The organism is Shewanella baltica (genome assembly GCF_900456975.1).
Lineage (GTDB): Bacteria > Pseudomonadota > Gammaproteobacteria > Enterobacterales > Shewanellaceae > Shewanella > Shewanella baltica.
Genome location: NZ_UGYM01000002.1, coordinates 4,548,456 through 4,568,533, shown reverse-complemented (window position 1 = coordinate 4,568,533; position 20,078 = coordinate 4,548,456). Strand labels below are relative to the sequence as shown.

16 protein-coding genes are annotated in these 20,078 nt (G+C 47.1%); 11 read left to right on the top strand and 5 right to left on the bottom strand.

Features of this window, described 5'->3' with window-relative positions:
* Nucleotides 1-66: 66 nt before the first annotated feature.
* On the bottom strand, nt 67-2,187 hold the full coding sequence (locus DYH48_RS20430; protein ID WP_115335772.1) for a putative bifunctional diguanylate cyclase/phosphodiesterase: 2,121 nt from the start codon (nt 2,185-2,187) through the stop codon (nt 67-69).
* Nucleotides 2,188-2,480: 293 nt separating this feature from the next.
* Here DYH48_RS20430 and DYH48_RS20425 point away from each other — a divergent pair, with 293 nt between their 5' ends.
* The 6 genes from DYH48_RS20425 (at nt 2,481) to DYH48_RS20400 (ending at nt 9,555) form a co-directional block, all read left to right on the top strand.
* The gene (locus tag DYH48_RS20425) at nt 2,481-2,852 is read left to right on the top strand and encodes a hypothetical protein (protein ID WP_172481221.1); all 372 of its coding nucleotides are present in this window, start codon (nt 2,481-2,483) and stop codon (nt 2,850-2,852) included.
* Between the two features lie 104 nt (nt 2,853-2,956).
* Complete coding sequence (locus DYH48_RS20420) at nt 2,957-3,595, top strand: methyltransferase domain-containing protein (RefSeq protein ID WP_115335771.1); 639 nt, start codon at nt 2,957-2,959, stop codon at nt 3,593-3,595.
* Between the two features lie 496 nt (nt 3,596-4,091).
* On the top strand, nt 4,092-4,823 hold the full coding sequence (locus DYH48_RS20415; RefSeq protein WP_115335770.1) for an FRG domain-containing protein: 732 nt from the start codon (nt 4,092-4,094) through the stop codon (nt 4,821-4,823).
* Between the two features lie 387 nt (nt 4,824-5,210).
* The gene (locus DYH48_RS20410) at nt 5,211-6,626 is read left to right on the top strand and encodes an amidohydrolase (protein ID WP_115335769.1); all 1,416 of its coding nucleotides are present in this window, start codon (nt 5,211-5,213) and stop codon (nt 6,624-6,626) included.
* 137 nt (nt 6,627-6,763) lie between these two features.
* Nucleotides 6,764-8,095 (top strand): M16 family metallopeptidase, encoded by a 1,332-nt coding sequence (locus DYH48_RS20405; protein ID WP_115335768.1) that lies wholly within the window; start codon nt 6,764-6,766, stop codon nt 8,093-8,095.
* Nucleotides 8,092-9,555 carry a M16 family metallopeptidase gene (locus DYH48_RS20400; protein WP_115335767.1) on the top strand — a complete coding sequence of 488 codons (1,464 nt, stop codon included), beginning with the start codon at nt 8,092-8,094 and terminating at the stop codon, nt 9,553-9,555. Before DYH48_RS20405 ends, DYH48_RS20400 begins: the two co-directional genes overlap by 4 nt.
* 116 nt (nt 9,556-9,671) lie before the next feature.
* On the opposite strand, the gene DYH48_RS20395 is transcribed toward DYH48_RS20400, so the two are convergent.
* Nucleotides 9,672-11,693 (bottom strand): S9 family peptidase, encoded by a 2,022-nt coding sequence (locus DYH48_RS20395; RefSeq protein ID WP_115335766.1) that lies wholly within the window; start codon nt 11,691-11,693, stop codon nt 9,672-9,674.
* Between the two features lie 300 nt (nt 11,694-11,993).
* Between DYH48_RS20395 and DYH48_RS20390 the strand changes: the two genes are divergently transcribed.
* Complete coding sequence (locus DYH48_RS20390; RefSeq protein WP_115335765.1) at nt 11,994-12,548, top strand: hypothetical protein; 555 nt, start codon at nt 11,994-11,996, stop codon at nt 12,546-12,548.
* Between the two features lie 42 nt (nt 12,549-12,590).
* Here the strand turns inward: DYH48_RS20390 and trmL are convergent, their stop codons facing one another.
* Nucleotides 12,591-13,055: a tRNA (uridine(34)/cytosine(34)/5-carboxymethylaminomethyluridine(34)-2'-O)-methyltransferase TrmL gene (trmL, locus tag DYH48_RS20385; protein WP_006079682.1), complete on the bottom strand. Its 465-nt coding sequence runs from the start codon at nt 13,053-13,055 to the stop codon at nt 12,591-12,593.
* Between the two features lie 159 nt (nt 13,056-13,214).
* Between trmL and DYH48_RS20380 the strand changes: the two genes are divergently transcribed.
* From DYH48_RS20380 to DYH48_RS20370, 3 genes are all read left to right on the top strand, one after another.
* Nucleotides 13,215-13,988: a type 2 periplasmic-binding domain-containing protein gene (locus tag DYH48_RS20380; RefSeq protein WP_115335764.1), complete on the top strand. Its 774-nt coding sequence runs from the start codon at nt 13,215-13,217 to the stop codon at nt 13,986-13,988.
* A 126-nt stretch (nt 13,989-14,114) separates the two neighbouring features.
* On the top strand, nt 14,115-14,972 hold the full coding sequence (locus DYH48_RS20375) for a DMT family transporter (protein WP_115335763.1): 858 nt from the start codon (nt 14,115-14,117) through the stop codon (nt 14,970-14,972).
* A gap of 28 nt (nt 14,973-15,000) precedes the next feature.
* Nucleotides 15,001-15,942 carry a LysR family transcriptional regulator gene (locus DYH48_RS20370; protein ID WP_115335762.1) on the top strand — a complete coding sequence of 314 codons (942 nt, stop codon included), beginning with the start codon at nt 15,001-15,003 and terminating at the stop codon, nt 15,940-15,942.
* On the opposite strand, the gene DYH48_RS20365 is transcribed toward DYH48_RS20370, so the two are convergent.
* Both DYH48_RS20365 and DYH48_RS20360 read right to left on the bottom strand, forming a co-directional pair.
* On the bottom strand, nt 15,926-16,807 hold the full coding sequence (locus tag DYH48_RS20365; RefSeq protein WP_115335761.1) for a patatin-like phospholipase family protein: 882 nt from the start codon (nt 16,805-16,807) through the stop codon (nt 15,926-15,928). The genes DYH48_RS20370 and DYH48_RS20365 overlap by 17 nt on opposite strands.
* Nucleotides 16,808-16,884: 77 nt before the next feature.
* Nucleotides 16,885-17,898 carry a LysR family transcriptional regulator gene (locus DYH48_RS20360; protein WP_071940367.1) on the bottom strand — a complete coding sequence of 338 codons (1,014 nt, stop codon included), beginning with the start codon at nt 17,896-17,898 and terminating at the stop codon, nt 16,885-16,887.
* 124 nt (nt 17,899-18,022) lie between these two features.
* Here DYH48_RS20360 and DYH48_RS20355 point away from each other — a divergent pair, with 124 nt between their 5' ends.
* Entirely contained in the window at nt 18,023-20,023 is a 2,001-nt protein-coding gene (locus DYH48_RS20355; RefSeq protein WP_115335760.1) for a ligand-gated channel protein, read from the top strand.
* The last annotated feature ends 55 nt before the right edge of the window (nt 20,024-20,078 follow it).

Genomic DNA, 20,078 nt, shown 5'->3' with positions numbered 1-20,078 from the left:
TTGCAGGGGAGTGATTCCATTGTTAATCACAATTAGTTAATGGCGTGCTGGCAGGGCTATCGAGCTTTAAGCTATATGTTTTTCCGTAAGAAAGGTTTGGGTGAAGTTATCGACTGAACTCGGGTAGCCAAAAAGAAATCCTTGGGCAAAACCTTGGCCCATGTCTGTCATTATGTCCCTTTGTTGTTGAGTCTCTATGCCTTCGGCGACGAAGTGAATATCGAGTGCCTGCGCGAGTTGCACTATGGCATTACAGAGCTTTTGTCCTGACACTTCGTTTAAACGTAGGGCAAACTCGGCATCAATTTTTACACTATCTATGGGCAAAGTGCCTAAGCGACTGAGTGAAGATAACCCAGTACCAAAATCATCAATGGCAATGCTGACACCTAAGGCTTTGATGCGATTGAGTGTGAGTCGTGCTTGTTCAGGTTGGCGTAAAAGTGCCGATTCGGTGATTTCTAAAATCAGTGCTTCAGCAGGTAAATTAGCCATGTCCAAGGCGTTAAGTACTTGGTCGATAAAGTCTAAGTGTTCCAATTGCAGTGGTGACACATTGACTGAAATTCTAAAGTCCGCCTGATTATGTGCCCGCCATAGTGCCGCTTGCACGCAAGCCTGTTCCAATACCCATTGACCAATACTGACAATTAACCCTGTCTCTTCCAGCAATGGAACAAAATCGGCGGCGTCATAATACTCGGTAGGTGATTTTTGCCAGCGCAGTAGGGCTTCAGCAGCTATCGTTTGATTTGTGTGTAAATCCACTATGGCTTGATAGGCGAGAGTGAATTGTTTTAAGCTGTGAGCATGCCTTAGGCTATTGATTAACTGCAGCTTTAATTCTGCTGCTTGGCTCATAGCCTTATCGTAAAACACGAGGTGCGGTAAGCTCTTTTTAGCACAATACATGGCTGTATCTGCAAGGCTAATCAGTTGTCCCGCTTTATCACTGTGGGTCGGAAATAGCGCAATGCCGATACTTGTGCCTAAGAAAAACTTTTGTCCTTCAATTTCAAAGGGGCTCTCAAATAAGCTGAGTATCTGTTCTGCAAACAGTTGGATTTCATCCTTGCAGCTGCAGTCTTGCAGCACTAAGGTAAACTCATCTCCGCCCATCCTGGCTATGTCTGCTTTTTCGATACAACCGGCTTCGAGTCTGGCTGCGACGAGTTGTAATACTCTATCGCCCATGGAGTGGCCGAAGCTGTCATTGATATTTTTAAACCCATTGAGATCTAAAAACATTAGCGCACCAAGGGCGAGGGGATCGGTTTTAAGTTTTTCGAGGGCAGTATTGAGGATCTGCTTAAGGTGGAATCGGTTAGGCAATCCAGTCAAGGTATCGTACATAGCACGGGTCGTCAGCTGAGTTTCGAGCAGCTTTTTCGTGCTAATATCACTGAAAATATTCACATTATAGTGAGCGCCATCTTCGGTAATGATTTTACGGCTACTCTGCCAAGCAGGGAAATTGCTACCATCTGAACGTTTCTTCCAGGTTTCACCCTGCCAAAAGCCCCTTTGCTTCAGTGCAGTTTGGCACTCGGTTTCTGCCCCTAAATGATGGCTTTTCAACTCTAAAAATTCAGGGGTTTTACTGATAAGCTGCTCGGCGCTATAACCGCAAATACGGCACATAGCTTTATTAACGGCCAAAATCTGATCATCTGAGTCTGTGATATACACAGCTTCGGCACTTTCCTCGAGTGTCGTCGACAAAATCTCTTTGGGAATATGGGCAAAGCCATCGGTAATAATTTCGCGCATTTGATTACGGCGATTGAGCGCTTGAAATTCCACGAGCACAACGGGCTGTTGCTGCAGATAGCAGCGATAAAGGTTTACTCGAGTTGGCAGTTCATTGCCGAGTTGACTCAAGTGTAGCCAGTTAAATTCAACATTCTTTCCTGCAATGGCTTCGAGGATCATTTCCCTCGCATATTCAACACTGTTGCGGCCGGATGATTGAATTCTCGGAGAAAAGTCATAGGGCGTTGCATTCACAAAGGCGTCATACTCAGTCTCAAAATAACCGAGTGTCGCTTGGTTGGCGCTAATAAAGCTGAAGCCTTGAATTAAGGCTAAGGGAGTTTTGTGGGGATGTGCTTGCCAGAGCGACAGCTTTTCTTGCAGTACTGGATCATCCGTACTGAGTTTCTTAAGTAAGTGTTGCCATCTGATCATTTAGGATACTCCCTTGTGACGCATATAAGGTCACATCCTATTTTTTAGGTCTTCGTTGATACGAAGTTGCCCAATAGTACATCATTCCAATGGGGTTAAAAATAAACCTAATTGTTGTTTCACTCAAATAGAAACTCAAAAAGTGTAGTTTAAGACTTGTATTTAAGCATATTTTTTAAGAACACCTGCTGCATATTTCAAACTTTGACAGATTTTATGCTATGTTTTTCGCATCGTGTTTGAGTTGGCTGTTATCGTTCATCCATCCGATGACCAAATAAAGGAGGCAGGAAATGGCACATTTATCTAAGGTGCTCATCTCTAAAATGTTGATGTCGTTCATACTGATTTCCTGCATTCATCTTGCTGTGGCTAATGCCGCCGATGCGCCAAAGCCAAAATTAACCCTAGAGCAAAGAGCCGATAAGGCCCGGATAGACTCCCAGCGATTAGAGCAGGCCCAATTAGAGAAGGCGCGCCAAGCCGCCAAGGAGACTGCAGAGCGAGAAGATAAAATCAAACAGCAGTCCCAAACCCATGATTGGGAGGCTCAGCAAAAACTCAAGGCACAGAAACAGTTCGACGAGAGGGAAAGTCGCGAGCAAAAATATTTACGGGAAGCAAAAGAAGCCGCAGCAAAAGAGCGTAAAATCCCAAAGCCTTAAGCGGGCCATCGACACAGTCGATTTCAGCTAGGCAGTGCTAGCCTTATTTGTTGGCATTGCGACTACTCTCATTAATTGCACCTTACTATCCCTAGGAATTGTTGTTGAATATCTGCCCCTTATGCCACGGCACAGAATTACTCGCTTATCATCAGGATAAAAAGCGCGACTATCATCAATGCCAAACCTGCCAACTGGTGAGCGTGCCTCCTGAGTTTTATCTCTCGGCCGAGGCAGAAAAAGCCGAGTACGATAAGCACGAGAACCATGCCGATGATCTGGGCTATCAAACCTTTTTAAATCGCACACTCGAGCCACTACTTAGCCGTGTTAGCACTTCGGCCCAAGGGCTCGATTTTGGCTGCGGCGAAGGCAAAGCCTTGAGTTTAATGGCAAAGGCGCGCGGTTATCAAATTGATAATTACGACCTTTATTACGCCAATAATCCCGAAACGTTAGCCCGCCAATACGATTTTATTACCTTAACAGAAGTCATAGAGCATGTGAGCGATGCCGCAGGTTTGCTTGCCCAACTTGATAGGTTATTAAAACCCAACGGCATTCTGGCGGTGATGACTAAACGCGTGCAAGATCAGACTGCATTTACCCGCTGGCACTATAAAAACGATCCCACCCACATCAACTTTTACGCCGAAGCGACCTTTGAGTGGCTTGCGCATCACTATGGCTGGCGACTCGAAATTATTGATAAAGACGTGGTGTTTTTGCATAAAGTAAATTAGTGCTTAGTGTCCTTAATGTCAGCGTGTATTTAGCCGCTATATGTCGTGAATTTAACACTGTGTTGCTGATTAAATTCTAATTTTTTGCACGGTAATCCAAATAATCAAAAGTTGATTATAGAATTAACGCATCAACTATTAAGCATTTCCACTTCAGTGACATGCAGCAAGTCCATTATCTAAATGCTCGAACGTGGTATCTGTTGTATAGGGCATACGAATATCGGGATCATATGGATGTGAATAAGCAACCATGCTACGGATGGTCACTTTCGTGGCAATGCTTAATCCAGTGAATGCTAATCTGTGTTCTGCTTCCAGTTATTCGCCACGAGCGGTCGAGGCTGGAACGTCATACAGTCGTATTCAAAAATGCTTGGTTTTGAGTGTTTTTAGTCAGAGTGCACGCGTGATATCTCAATAGTCTGAATTTAAAGCCATTTAAAATTAATTACTTAAATAAAAGGTGATTGTATAATTGACTTTGGACACACGCATGCGTACTAATAAAATTTTATGTGAATGGGAGATATCAATGATTACTGAGGTTGCTGAGATAGAGAGCTTCGCAAATTATATTGAGTCTATGGAAATTGCTCCATTATTCGGAAATAAAGTTTTATTTCGTGGTCAGCCAGTAAAAGGTAACTTGCTTCCAAGTGTGGCACGAGAAGATAAAACAAAAGACACAACGCACATCGAGAAATATTCTCTAGAGCAAATGCGGCTAATTGGTTCTAGTTTATTGAGCACAAGAGATGAAGACGATTGGAATGCTATTGTTAAGGCACAACATCATGGCTTGAAAACTCGTTGTTTGGACTGGACATCCAATCCAATGGTAGCTTTGTGGTTTGCATGTTCAAACCGTCAAGACCGTCCAGATCATGATTCTTATGTTTATATGCTGGTAGCTGATCACGCAGCTCTTCCAGACAGAACTAAATCACCTTTTCAGCAAAAGCATGTTTGTATCTTGCAACCAAATTATGAAAGCCCGAGAGTTAGTGCCCAGCATGGATGGCTTACAGTTCACAACTATGAAAATGGGCAATTTACACCGTTAGAAGATAGCCAAGAGGACCAGATTTTTTTGTGTGAGTATCTTATTCCAAAGACAATCAAAGCTCAGATTATCGATGGCTTAGATAGGTGTGGTATCAATCAAAGTACCATTTTTCCTGATTTAGACGGATTGTGTGGATATCTCAATCGAAACTTCACATAACAATTATTTAAGAGTGATTTCATTCCATTGTTGGGATTTATATGTAAGGCGCATCGGTATTAGTGGTGTGCTCGCATGGCCGTAAAATGCGGACTTTCAGACATGCGAAGGAATAACGGCAGTGCTTAATAGTTTTACGATTTCATTTCATAATAAATCAACTATTTAAATATGAGTGTCACTTAAAAAGATTTTTTATACTCTCAAGATCGAACAGACTCATTTACCTAAAAGCTGGATACCCGCCCACAAGTATTGCGGGAATGACGGTTAAAGACTGCCTGTAATGAAGCACGGTCTCTTTTACCTTCACCATTAAATCTATTAACAATTCATCAATGTCCGTGTACTTTAGGTAGCTTATAAAAACAACAATAGGCTATCGCTATGACTTTACCTTCTGTATCACCATCTGCAATCTCAAAATCAGCAATCCTAAAGGCATTTGAATTTAAATCCTCAGCAAATAAATCCCATTTTTCTAAGACTTTACTCGCTTCGGCCTTAGCCTTGAGCTTTATGGCCGCGGGTTTGAGTTCGGCGCAAGCGGCGACCAGTGCTGTGCCTGATGCGGCTAAGTTGGCGGCGGGTGTGGAGCAGAAGGTGATCGACTGGCGCCGCGATTTACATCAACACCCTGAGTTGTCTAACCGTGAGTTTCGCACCAGCAAGATTATTGAAAAGCATCTGAAATCATTAGGATTGGAAGTACAAACGGGTGTGGCGCATACGGGCGTGGTGGCCATTTTGAAAGGCGGAAAGCTGCAAGGTGGCAAGTCTGGTCCGTTGATTGCGATTCGGGCGGATATGGATGCTTTACCTGTGACTGAGGTGGTTGACTTGCTCTTTGCCTCTAAAGCGACCGACACTTACCGCGATCAAAAGGTGGGGGTGATGCATGCCTGTGGGCACGATACCCATGTGGCAATGTTGATGGGCGTGGCTGAAAACCTCGTGAAAGTGAAAGACAGCCTCGCGGGTGATGTGATGTTTATCTTCCAACCTGCCGAAGAAGGCGCGCCAGACGGGGAAGAAGGCGGTGCGGAGTTAATGCTTAAAGAAGGGCTGTTTGCTAAGCGTAAACCTGACCAAGTGTTTGGTATGCATGTGACCTCCAGCATGCCGAGTGGCATGATTGGTGTGCGCAGTGGTCCGGCGATGGCGAGTGAAGATTCCTTTACGATCAAAGTGAAAGGCCGCCAAACCCACGGTTCGCGCCCTTGGAATGGGGTCGATCCTATCGTCGCCGCGGCGCAAATTATCACTAACGTGCAAACGATCGTCAGCCGTCAGGTGGATATCACTAAAGCCCCTGCCGTGGTGAGCTTTGGTGCGGTTAATGGTGGCATTCGCTCTAACATTATTCCCGATGAAGTCGAGCTGATTGGTACGATTCGCACCTTCGACCAGCCCATGCGCGCCGATATCAAACTGCGTTTAGCTGAAATGGCCGAGTTATCGGCGAAAACGCTTGGTGCGAGTGCGACCACAGAGATCCATCCAGGTTATCCTGTTGTGGTTAATAATCCTGAATTAGTCGCCAGTATGCGTCCTGTGCTCGCCAGTGTGGTGGGCGATAAGATGCTGATTGAACCAGGATTAATCACAGGTGCCGAAGACTTTTCTTATTACGCCTTAGAAGCGCCGGGGATGTTTTTCTTCCTTGGGGTGACGCCAAAGGGAACGGATCCAGAAACCGCGGCCAGCAATCATTCTCCGGCTTTTTATGTAGATGAAAGCGCGCTAAAAGTGGGGGTTGAGGCCATGACCAAAGTGGCGCTGACTGCGTTAAACGCTCAATAAGCCACGCAAGCCTTATTCCGTAAGCTCTTCGGTATAACTTGAGCTTACAAAAAATCGGCGCGGGATAAGCATCCAGAGCTTGATTTGTTAAACAATTTACCTCTATATGTGGATATTTACAGCAAGGAGCGAACAAGATGAAGCGCACGCTATCGGCTCTTGTGTTGGCCATGGGACTTTTTAACCCCCTAAGCCAAGCACAGGCCACCACGGCAGAAGACATTAAGAGTTTCACGCTAGATAACGGCATGAAAATCATGGTGCTAGAAGATGCCTCTATTCCCAATGCCAACATGTATTTGTTTTGGAAAGTCGGTTCACGTAACGAAGTGCCCGGCATCACCGGTATTTCGCACTTTTTCGAACATATGATGTTTAACGGTTCAAAAAAGTACGGCCCAAAAATGTTCGACCGCACTATGGAAGCCGCAGGTGGCGCGAACAACGCCTATACCACTGAAGACATGACGGTTTATACCGATTGGTTTCCCGCTAATGCGCTCGAAACTATGTTCGATCTCGAAGCCGACCGTATCGCAAACTTAGATATCAACCAAACTATGGTCGATAGCGAACGTGGCGTAGTGCAGTCGGAGCGCTCCACTGGCTTAGAAAACTCTAACTGGAATGCCCTTGAAGGCGAAATCAAAGGCGTGGCATTTTTAGCCCATCCTTATTCTTGGTCGGTGATCGGCCACGAGTCGGATATCGCCGCTTGGACGCTGGAAGATCTCGTGCAGTACCACAAAACCTATTACGCGCCGAACAATGCCGTGGTTGTGATTGCTGGTGATGTAAAGGTTGCCCAAGTTAAAGCCTTGGCCGACAAGTATTTTGCGCCTATTCCGGCACAAACTCCGCCTAAAGCGATTCGCACCGTAGAACCTGAGCAAAAGGGCGAGCGTCGTACCTTTGTGCAAAAGGCATCGGTGAGCACACCGAATGTGATGCTGGCATACCATATTCCGGCGGCGACTCACGCAGATTTTTATGCGCTGGATTTATTAAGCTCAATTTTAAGCCAAGGTAATAGCTCGCGTTTATATCAATCACTGGTTGATAAACAAGTGGCCTTAGAGGCGCAAACCTACATGCCGATGTCGGTCGACCCGAACCTCTTCTATGTGATGGGTGTTGCCACTCCTGAGGTGAAAGCCTCGACGCTGGAGCATGCGCTGATTGAACAAATCGATGCGATTGCGACAACGGGTGTTACTCAGCAAGAACTGGATAAAGTTAAAAATATCAAGTTGATGGATTTTTATCGTTCGATGGAAACCATTAATGGTAAGGCTAATACCATAGGCACCTATGAGATGTATTTTGGCAGTTACGACAAGCTATTTAATGCGCCAGAAGCCTATAACAAGGTGACGCCAGCGGATATTCAACGTGTTGCCCAAACCTACTTACGTAAATCGAATCGCACTGTAGCTGTGCTGGCGGCAAACGAGGAGATCTCTCAATGAAATCGATGGCAATGAAATCACTTAAGATGGCATCACTCGGGAAACCTTCTAAGTTAATGGCCGCATTAGCCCTAGGCACAAGTTTAGCCTTAGCGGGTTGTGCTACGACATCGGCGCCAAAACGCGTCGATACTGGCAGCTTTGTGATGCCAAGTTACGACAAGTTCGTGCTGGATAACGGCTTAACTGTGTATTTAATGCCGCAGCGCGAAGTGCCTTTAGTGACCTTAAATGCCGTGGTACGTGCGGGTGCTGTCAATGACACCACCGCAGGCGTGGCGCAAATGACGGCAGAAGGTTTGCTGTTAGGGGCGGCGGGTAAATCTAAGGCGGATATCGAGCAGCAAGTGGATTTTCTCGGTGCAAGTTTAGGCGCTGAAGCGGATAAAGAAGGCAGCTATCTCAGCGCCGATTTTATGGCGAAAGACACTGACGTCATGCTGGGCTTATTTAGCGCGGCGATGTTAACGCCGGACTTTGACGCCGCCGAGTTCGATAAACTTAAGCAACGTGCAATTGCGGGATTGCAGCAAGATAAAGAAAGCCCACGGGCGGTGATTGGTCGTTACTTCGATAAGCTGGTATTTGGTGCCCATCCTTATGGTAATGCGGCTTCGGGTAACAGTGATTCGCTTGAACAAGTGACGGTGTCGCAACTGCGCGCTTTCCATAAGAGTTACTACCAACCGGCCAATACTGCGATTACCGTCGTGGGTGACTTTGATGTTGCTGCGATGAAGGCCAAGCTGACACAAACCTTTGGTCAGTGGAAAGGCAGCGAAAAGCTGGTGCAGCCTGACTTAAATCAAGGCTTGCCTCAGTTAACTGCGGCGAAAGTTTTGCTGGTGGATAAACCCGATGCAATCGAAACCACCTTTGTTATCGGCGGTTTAGGCATTAGTCGTGACAATCCAGACTATGTCGGTTTAACAGTAGTGAACACTATTTTAGGTGGTCGTTTTACCTCTTGGCTTAACGACGAGCTGCGGGTAAACGCTGGCTTAACCTATGGCGCACGCTCAGGTTTTAGTCCTTATACCGACTCGGGTGTGTTTACTATCAGCACTTTTACTAAGACGGAAACCACTCAAGAAGCGATTGATCTCGCACTGAAAACCTATGCTCGTTTATGGGACAAAGGCGTAGATCAAACCACTTTAGATTCGGCTAAAGCATATGTGAAGGGTCAGTTCCCACCTAAGTTTGAAACCTCAGGCCAACTGGCGGGATTATTGTCTGGCATGTATCTATACGGCTTCGATGATAAGTTTATCAATGAGTTCCAAGCTAAGGTGGATGGTTTGACCTTAGAAGAAACTCAAAGGCTCGTGAAAACTTACTTCCCGCAAAAAGATCTGCAATTTGTGCTGATTGGCAACGCGGCTAAAATTGCACCTATCGCCGCTAAGTATGGCAAAGTGCAAACCGTGGATATTAAAGCCACGGGCTTTGGCCAATAAGCTCAGTCATTTCAAGCTAAGTCATTTCAAACTAAAGCGTTAGCCTACGCTTTAGTTTAAGTAAACCCATTAAAAAGGTCTGCATTGCAGACCTTTTTTGTATCTATGAATCGCGTTTAACGCGCGCCAGGTTCGGCAAAGTGGGTCATCCACTTCTTCACTTCGTTATACCAGTAGACTGAGTTATTAGGCTTCATAATCCAGTGATTTTCATCGGGGAAATAAATCATCCGCGATTCAACATGTCGACTTTGCAGGGTGTGGAACAGTTCGAACCCTTGGGTCGCCGGCACTAAGTAATCGAGTTGACCATGGCTGACTAAGGTTGGAGTGTTGAAGTTAGCCGCAAAGTAATGGGGCGAAATGGCTTTATACAGTTCTGGATTATCCCAATAGTAGCCAAATCGGGTACTGTGTACGGCAAAGTCCGACGCCATTTGTGCATACATGTCGTAAACCGCAGCATGGATCAATAGCGCTTTAAAGGGATGCGGCTGACCCAAAATAATCGAGGTCAGGTAACCACCATAACTTGCACCACCCGCCACCATGCGATCACTGTCTATCCAGCTTTGTTGTTTAAACCAGTCTGCCGCCTTGAGCACATCCTCAAGGGGTTTTGTCTTCCAATCGGGATTGATGGAATCGGCAAATTCCTGACCAAAGCCACTCGAACCGTGGAAGTTTGGCCACGCCGTGACATAACCCCAAGAAGCAAAGGTTTGCGCGTTCCAACGGAAATGGAAACCGTCGGTAATGGCATTGTGTGGCCCGCCGTGGACGAGCATAAACAGTGGGTATTTTTTGCTGCGATCAAACCCTGCGGGGTAGTGGACCCACATTTGAATATCTTTACCTTGATAGCCTTTGTAGGTGACTGATTCATAAGTGCCTAGGTCGACATCTTTGAGAATATCGTCGTTAAAGTTTTCTAGGCGTTCAATCTTACCGTTGCGAGGATTGATGCTGACCAAGCGAGCGGGATACAAAAAGCTCTGATTGGTGGCAATCAGTTCGCCGTCTTTGCCTATGGCGGGTTGGCTAAAATCGGTTGCCTCTGTGATGGCTTTTACTTTGCCGTTCTTGGCATCGATAGAGTAAATACGGTTTGTGGCGGCGTCTTCCACAGTGGCATAAAAGCCCTTATTGTCGGGTGTCCAACTGAATTGAGAGACAGAACGGTCCCAGTCAGATGTGAGTGTTGTGAGTTTTCGACTGTCGATATCCAGCAGCATCAGCCTTGAGGTATCGGCGTAGAAACCGGGGATTTTTTGGCGGGTAAAGGCGAGCGTTTTACCGTTAGGGCTAAAGCTAGGATTCAGATCTGGCGCTTGATTATCAGCAGTGAGATTTTCGGCCTTGTTGCCTCCAATCGCAGCGAGAAATATATCAATTTTAGGATCGACTTTATTCTCTGAACCATAGGCGTTGAAGGCAATCCAGCGCTCATTGGGGGAAACATCATAGCTTGCACTGCTTTGATCTGAGCGTGGTAATTCATGGCCCGCAGGTTGGGTGATGTTTTCGACATTACCGCCCTTGGCCGGAATTCTAAATACGTGGGCTTGGCGACGTTCATCTAACCAGTGATCAAATTGGGAATAGGGTAAGGTGTTCCATTGATGGGCAGAAACCTTATTGTCGGTATCTGTGGCGAGCTGGGTTTTCATTTCTTCCCAGCTTTGATTAGGGAAGATATTGCTGATGAAATACAAATGCTTGCCAACCCACTTAATGCTGTTAACGCCAGTGGGAATATCGGTTAAGCGCTGCGCTTCACCCGGACCATCCATCGGCAGCAGGTAAATTTGGCTCGCCTCGTCTTCATTGCGCTTACTTACAAAGGCCAAGGTTTTGCCGTCGGGGGAAAACACGGGCTCGCTCACCCTTAAACCTTTGGCTGTGATGGCTCGGTTATGCTTGCCATCGAAATGCCACAGCTGGGTTGAGCCTTTATCGGCTTTTAGATCGTACTCTGTGACTGGCGCGATAATGTGTTCGCCCGTTGGAGATACAATCGGGCTACCGATACGTTTGAGTTGCCAAAGCAATTCTGCTGAGAGTGGTTTGCCCTGTTCTGCAAATGCCGAGCTAAAGGGCATCAGTAAACAGAGTAATAAAATGCCTGTCTTCTTCACTATGAGTCTCCTTGTGATACAAACAGTTACTAGGATTATGATGTTGCGTATTTTTGCTAAGTGGCAAGTTAGCATGAAAACCCGCCATGCCTGAATAAGCTGTTATGTAAGCAACTGTGAATCTTTGTTGGGTATCTCAGCTCAAAAGCGGCGGATGTAGGCGGTAAACAGTCAGGCTAACTGTAATACTAATACAAAAGCGTTCATTCCGTCGTTAAAGGAATCATTTGTGATGGGGGATTTGTCGATTGATGCTTTTAACGCTAATGTATTGATATGTTTCGGGTAGGTGCTAGAGATATGCCGCTTAAAATCGACCGTTTGAACCTTATGCTGGGTCTTGCCATTGTACTGAGCGTGTTTTCGTCCTTCTCAGTCATGGCCGCTAAGGTCAGTTTCAAGGAATTTTGTCCACAATTAGTGGGGCAATGGGCGGGTGATGCTGCCAAGGCGGGGGAAATTCCGAAAAAAGTGGCCGTCACGGGCTTTTGCTCCCACGATCAGCGCCAGTTGATCTTATCTGTGAGTATCGGCACGCGGGCGCCCTTTAGCGAAACTTGGTGGTTTAGGGAACAAGGCGATCAAGTGTTACTGACCTATTACGACGGTGTGGCGGAAGATAAACAGCAAGTCTTTAGTTTATATCGACAAAATGGGGATTATTCTCTGCTAGGGGAAGGGGTTGTTAATGCAAGACCCGCGTTGATCCAGTTACTTTTTGATGCTCAGACTCGGGCTCAAAATCAAGCGGGTGGATGGCAATGGACGCAGAACATCCAATATCTCGATGATGATATCGATCGCTATCAGCTGTTTCGCGGGATAGAGATGACGCCTGTCGCACCATCTCCATAGCCGCCCCTTAGCCACAAATCCGCGATTTAGCTGCGGTAGCGCTTAAAGTGCGCCAGCAAAATCCAGTTGGCGCCACGCTTCATAGCTGATAATCGCCACCGCATTAGAAAGATTCAAGCTACGGCTGGTGGCCGCCATGGGGATGCGTAGTCTCTGCTCTGTGGGGATAGATTCGATAATCGCCATCGGTAAACCTCGGGTTTCTGGGCCGAATAGCAGCACATCGTCTTTGGCAAAACTCAGCTCAGTATGCGGACGACTGCCTTTAGTGGTGCAGGCCATAATGCGCTTACCTGCCATGGCTTCGAGGAAGGCATCGAAGTCTTTGTGGCGAGTCACATTGGTTAAGTCGGCATAATCTAAACCAGCGCGGCGTAACTTTTTCTCTTCTAGATCAAAACCTAATGGCTCAATCAAATGCAGCTGACAACCGTTGTTGGCGCATAAGCGAATGATATTACCTGTGTTAGGTGCGATTTCTGGCTCATAGAGTGCGATATGGAACATACTGGCCCGCCTATAGAAAAATGACGGCTGATTATACGGTAAACGGCGGCTAAGCGCAGTGACAGAGTGATGCTTTACACGTTCTCATTTGGATGCGAGGAATGAACGCCACAATCGTTGTCGTCTGCTAAGCTTGAGAAAGCCACCGAGGGACCACCCATGTTTAGTCACTTTATTACCTTGTGTATTTTTTCTGTGCTTTTCCTTCACAGCATTTTCACCCCAGCCTATGCCGCGGATGATGTTGTCATTAATGCTGGCGGCAAGCGGCAAATGACGGCTTATTTAGGGGAGATCCCTGGATTAATTAATGCCGATGGCACAGGGCCATTTGTGGAACTGGTTAAAGCAATTGATAGGGCAGATCCTGAGGTTGAAATTGATATTAAGGTTTTCCCGCTTTCACGGGCTATGCTAGGCGTGACGCTTGGTCGTGCTGATTTTGGTTTGCCCGCCATCCGTAATAATGCCGCGTTAGATGCCTTACCTTACCGTTTTAGTTCTGTTTCATTTGGGCAAGTCACCCACGTGCTTTATACCAATGTGGATAAGCCGATAACGAAGGCCATGTTATTTGATCAGCAGCAAACGGGGCGCGTATTTACCGTGGAGGCGATCCCAGATTACATGCCTATCCCTGCGGAACCTTCGATAACCATTAAACGTTCTTTGCTAAAACTTTCCCATGGCCGTATCGATGCTTTCGTTTGGGCGCAGGAAGAGGCCGATATGATGCTGAAACAGTTGAAGTTGCATAATATCCACCGTGAAGACTTTGGCGATTTTGAAGATGTGTTTGTGATTGCCAAGGGCCCCGAAGGGGATGCCGTAGATGCATATTTGACTCGCATGGTTGAATTACTGCGGCAGACTGGAGAGTTAAGCCAGATTTATCAAACTATCCATCTGTCCTACAATGACTGGCAACCTTAGTTTTAAAATCAAATAGTTAACCTGATTAACTCCCGCCGATAATGAGATATTCATAAACTTCACTTGCTAGGAGTGAAGACTGAGAATAATATATCTTCACATCAAGATACTTTTTAAAGAGTTATTATGCCTTTTGTAATCGCCTTACTCGCCCCTGTGTTTTGGGGGACGACCTATGCGTTAGTGAGTCTCTACTTACATGATATGTCGCCCTATTGGGTGGCGGTGTGGCGCGCGCTGCCTGCGGGGATACTGATGTTGATGCTGCGTCCTCGCTTGCCAACGCTGGTGTGGTCAAAGCTTGGTTTGCTGGCTTTCTGTAATATCGGCGCCTTCTTCACCTTGTTATTTATCGGCGCGTATCGTTTACCGGGCGCAGTGGCAGGGACCTTAGGGGCGACGCTGCCGTTAATTTTCTTAATTTTAGCTTGGGTGATTGATAAAAAACGTCCTGGAATGAAGTGGTTACTATTAGGCTTAATGGGCCTTGGCGGGGTGATTTTACTGCTTAACCCGTCGGCGGATCTCGATCCTATCGGCGTGTTGTGCATGTTGAGTGCCACGACGTTAATTGCTTTCTCTTCTCGCTGGATGCAAAAGTGGGATGTGGGTGACTTTTTAGTGCTCACAGCATGGCAACTGTTTTTGGGCGGCTTGATGTTAATCCCGCTGGCGTGGTTAATGGCGGGTCCACCGCAGTTACCGAGCCTGACTGTGATGCCATCGTTAATATGGTTAGTGATAGCCAACACCGCCATCGCTTATTGGGCTTGGTTGTGGTCGATGCGAAATTTAGGGCCAGAAATCATGGGCATGGTCGCTTTAGTCAATCCCGTGGTTGCCGTATCATTAGGGGTTATGATCGTGGGTGAGACCTTAGACATGCGTCAGTGGGCGGGGATAGGTGTGATATTACTGTCGCTGTTATTGATGAAATTGCCACAGAATTTAAGGTTAAACCCATTTAAAAAAGTGCAGCCCTAGTCAGTATTTTGGGGTAAATGAGGGATAGATGCTAAAACGTTTGGATCTGAATTTACTGCCCGTACTGGAAATCCTGCTTGAGGAACAAAGTGTGACCGCCGCTGCGGCGCGGTTGCATTTGAGCCAGTCGGCGGTGAGTAAACAACTGACGCGATTGAGAGAAGTGTTTGATGATCCTCTGTTTGAGCGCACCGCCTACGGCCTAAAACCGACGCCTAAAGCCTTGTCGCTCGCGCCTGAGTTGCGCCAATGTTTACAGCAATTAGCGCAATTTACCCGGCCCGATACCTTTGAGCCCGCCTTAAGTCAGCGGCAGTTTAGAATGCATTTGGTTGAGACCACATACTCGCTGACTTTTCCGCATTTTATGCCCTCGCTGCTCGCCCAAGCGCCCGGTGTGAGTCTCAATTGCCAAACTTGGCGGCTCGATACTATGGACAGATTACTGCGCTGCGACATCGACTTAGCCATAGGTTGCCGCGAGTGGGACGAGCGTTCGCCTATGCATGTGAATCATATTCCCGACGACTTGTGCCATGTCGAGTTAGTGCAGGATTATACTGTGTGCTTGATGCGCCGCGATCATCCGGCGTTAGCACAAGAGTGGAATTTAGACACCTTCTTGAGCTATCGCCATCTGCAAGTGGCTTTTGGTGGAATAGAGCATTGGTTGCTGGATGATGTGCTGCAACTTGAGGGCCGTCAGCGCGATATCGCCGTGAACATGACCGACTTTCAGAGCGCTCTGGCCCTGTGTGAACAAAGCGATTTAATTCTTTGCGCGCCGTCCCGTTATGCCTTTGCTGTGATGAAATCCTTCGAGCTTCATTCTTTACCATCTCCTATCAAGCTGATCCCCGGCGCGTATTTATTGATGTGGCATAAACACTTCGAGCACGACTTGAGCCATAAATGGCTGCGTGAACTGATCATCAGCCAAGTGCTGCAGTCGATTACGCCTCGGGTTTAGGCTCTTTTGGGGCTGCTAACCAAGCCGTTAATGCGGGTAAGACTGTTTTCCCATCCGCTAGCCCTTGTTGATAGACGGCGGTCACCTTATCGATATTGCGATCGAGCCTTGATAAATTAAGTGGCTGCGCTGGGCGGATCACAAAGGCGTTATCAGCTGCAACGGCTTGGTCTAACTCGGTTAATGCTTGATTGTAAACTCGGTGGCGTTCACTTAACGCATGGGCAACCGCGGGGTAGCGTTTGTAGGCTTTGCGGGCTAACCAATTCATTTTCATCGCGGATTTTTGGTAATACTGATCTTGAGTCAAGATCACCACTTGGCGCGCATAACCATCTTTGCGTGATTGCGCTAACGGTATCGGTTCGCCGATGCCGCCATCGAGGTAATGATGTTGGTTAATCACGCTGGGTTTAGACATAAAAGGCAGGCTAGAGGAGGCGATGAGCACGTCGAGTAATTTATCGTGGTCATTAAAATCGGCCATACCGAAGTAATCGGTTTTCCCTGTATTGCAGTTAAAGGCGCCGACCTTAAATTCGGTATGACTATTTAAAAATGTATCAAAATCAAATGGCAGTAACTCATAGACCATGCGGCGATAGGTAAAGTCTGTGTTGACATAGTTGCCTGTCGCCAGCCAGTGGCGCAGGCCCATATAGCGTTTATCGTTGAGATATTGCTGCTGAATTTGAAGATTACGACCGAATTGACGGGACACATAGGACGCGGGGTAAATGGCGCCCGCAGACACCCCAATCACATAGTTGAAGTTGAGCGACTGCTGCAAAAACGCGTCTAACACACCTGCGGTATAAATGGCTCTGAGGCCGCCACCTTCCAACACTAAGGCCACATCTTTCATCGAGTTACATCTTTTTATCGGTTCATCCCAGCAGAATACCCCAGCTTAGCGCAGAAATGAATGCGCACAGGACACGTTTAAGAAGCGTGGTTGACGTCGGCGTGATGGGACGCTTGCTTGGGCTTTATGGGTAAGATATTGGTTACGCTACCCTTTGTGCCGTCTTTTTTAACACACTGTTTAAAGTGATAGGTAGGGTTAAAATTCGCCTGACTAAAGTATTGGCTAAGCGTATTGAGTGCTTCTTTCACTTTCGCGGGCTGCTTATCCCGCGCTGAAGTGACGCTATAAACGCTGTAGGTATTGAGTGACCACTCGGGTAAGAGGGGGACAAGCTGGCCGCTTTCGAGATATTTGTGCACTTCAGGTTCGGGCAGGGCGGCAAACCCGAGACCATCGAGAGTGAGTTGGATTAATGCCTGCATATTGTTGACCGTAATGCGCTGACTTGTCAGCTCGAAGCACTCTTGGCTGCGGGTGTGGGTCAAGGTTTCACTGTTAGCGCAGGGGTGATTAATGCGATTAAAGGCAGCCAATTCAGCGGGATGCTTAAAAATTTTATGCATTGGCAAATAATCGGGTGAGGCGCACAGCAACATGCGCCAATCGGCTAAGTGGCGGGCAATTAAGTTGGAGTCTGATAAAGGACCGATGCAAATCGCCAGATCTATGCCCTCGTTGACTATATCTATCGGGCCATCCTGCAGCAGTAAATTCAAACTTATCTGCGGATGCGCCGCCAACAGGTAGTTAAAGGGCTCGCTCAACAGACCACCGCCAAAACCTATGGGCGCGGCAATCTTTAATTCCCCCGAAGGAATCCCTTTCAAGTTATTGAGTTTTTGCTCTGTGCTTTCGACTATCGCGATGACTTTTCGGCAATTCTCATAGAACAAGCTGCCCGCTTCTGTGAGGGTAAGATTGCGAGTATTGCGGTGGAATAGACTGATCCCCATGTCCATTTCGAGCTTAGTCACTTGTTGACTCACCGCCGAGGAGCTGAGGTTTAACTGCTGCGCTGCGGCGCTCATTGAGCCCTTTTCTGCGATTGCCGCAAAAACGATCATGCCTTTGATCATGTTTTTATTCATTTTTAAGTAACTCTTACAAGTGAATACCTAAAGTCTAACTTGAGCTGATTGTAACATAGAGATACATTGCCGTATTGAAAATTGTTCTCATTTACAATCTGTACCCAATGGAGACTTGTCGGTTATGTTGTTAAGTCGTAAGAAGTACCTCGCTCAAGTGATCACCGCTTTATGTTTGTTGCCCGCAGTACCTGTGACAAATGTCCTTGCGGATACCGCGCCTGATAAAGAAAAGATGATGGAAAGAATCGTAGTGACCGCATCTGGATTTGAACAACAAATTCGCGACGCACCCGCATCTATCAGTGTGATCACCCGTGAGGATCTGGATAACCGCTTCTATCGCGACTTAACCGATGCCATGTTAGAAGTCCCGGGTGTGGTGATTACCGGCGGCGCCGACCGTCAGGACATCAGCCTGCGGGGTATGGGCAGCCAATACACGTTAATTTTAGTGGATGGTAAACGCCAATCTTCGCGCGAGACACGCACTAACAGCGACGGTCCAGGTGTTGAAGGTGCTTGGACTCCACCATTAGCGGCCATTGATAGAATTGAAATCGTTCGCGGGCCTATGTCATCACTTTATGGTTCGGATGCCATTGGCGGCGTGATCAACATTATCACCCGTAAAGTGCCGAATGAGTGGCAGGGTGAAGTGCGACTCGACACGACATTGCAGGAAAAATCGACCTCGGGAAATGTGTACCAGAGTAACTTTTTCGTTAACGGTGGCTTGATTAAAGATCTGCTGGGGATGCAACTTTACGGTCAATATACTCAGCGTGAAGAAGATAATATCTATGGCGGTTACCGTGGCCGTGATGCGACGAATCTGACCGCGCGATTTGCGCTCACCCCCAATGAAAACCACGACATCATGCTCGAAGTTGGGGTGTCAAACCAAGAACTCGACAGCAGCTTAGGCAAAACCGTTACACCGCTGGCGCCGGGCGAAGCCTGCGGTCGTCGCGGTTGTCCTCAATCTTCAACGACAGAATACGAAAACAGCACCATTTCGCTGTCACACACAGGGCGTTGGGACTTTGGTACCTCGGATTCTTATATCAAGCATGAGGTTTTTGATAACAAAACCCGCAAGATGAAGATCACTAACACGGATGTGCAATCTAGCCTGATCACCACCTTAGGCCAAAGCCATACGGCGACTTTTGGTGCGGCATTTAACCATCAAGATTTAACCGACGAAACCGGCAATCAGGTTAGCGACTTAACCGATATCAGTCGCAGACAATGGTCGGTATTTTCTGAGGATGAATGGCACATAGTCGATAACTTTGCCCTGACCATGGGGCTGCGTTTGGATGACGATGAAAACTTTGGTCACCATGTCAGCCCGCGTGTTTACGGCGTGTGGGGATTAACCGACAGCACCACCTTAAAGGGCGGCGTGTCGACGGGCTTTAGGGCGCCGAGTTTGCGCCAGACAGTGCCCGATTGGGGACAAGTCAGCCGTGGCGGCAACATGTACGGTAATCCAGATTTACAACCCGAAACCTCTGTGAACTATGAGTTAGGTGTGTATTCGGATCTGACCGAGAGCATTACCGCCAGTGCGGGTGTGTTCTATAACGAGTTTAAAGATAAGATCACCCGCGTGGCCTGTCCTGCGACTCAATGTACCGATGGTCCCAATCAATTTGGTTCCGACCCAACCACTTACGTGAATATCGACGATGCTGTGACTCAAGGGATTGAGCTGAGTATCGATTATCGGATTCGCTCCAACCTGAGCTTTACGGGTAACTATACTTATACGGATTCAGAGCAAAAGACGGGTGCTTACAAAGGCAGTCCATTGAATCAATTGCCTAAGCATTTGATCCAAGCGTCGTTCAACTACGAGCCTATTGATAATTTAAGCACTTGGTTGAGAGTGAACTACCGTGGCGAAGAGAGCCAACCGACGACGGGACCGTCATCGAGCAGTTTAATCGCTCCTTCTTATACTCTGCTGGATTTAGGGGCTAACTATCAGTTGAACGATAGCCTGAAATTTAGCGCGGGCATTTACAACGCCTTCGATAAGGACATTACCCAAGAGGAATACGGTTATCTTGAAGATGGTCGCCGTTATTGGTTAGGTATGACCTACAGTTTTTAAGCCGATACCTTATTGCTAACATTTAAACGAAAGCCAGAGCATTGACTCTGGCTTT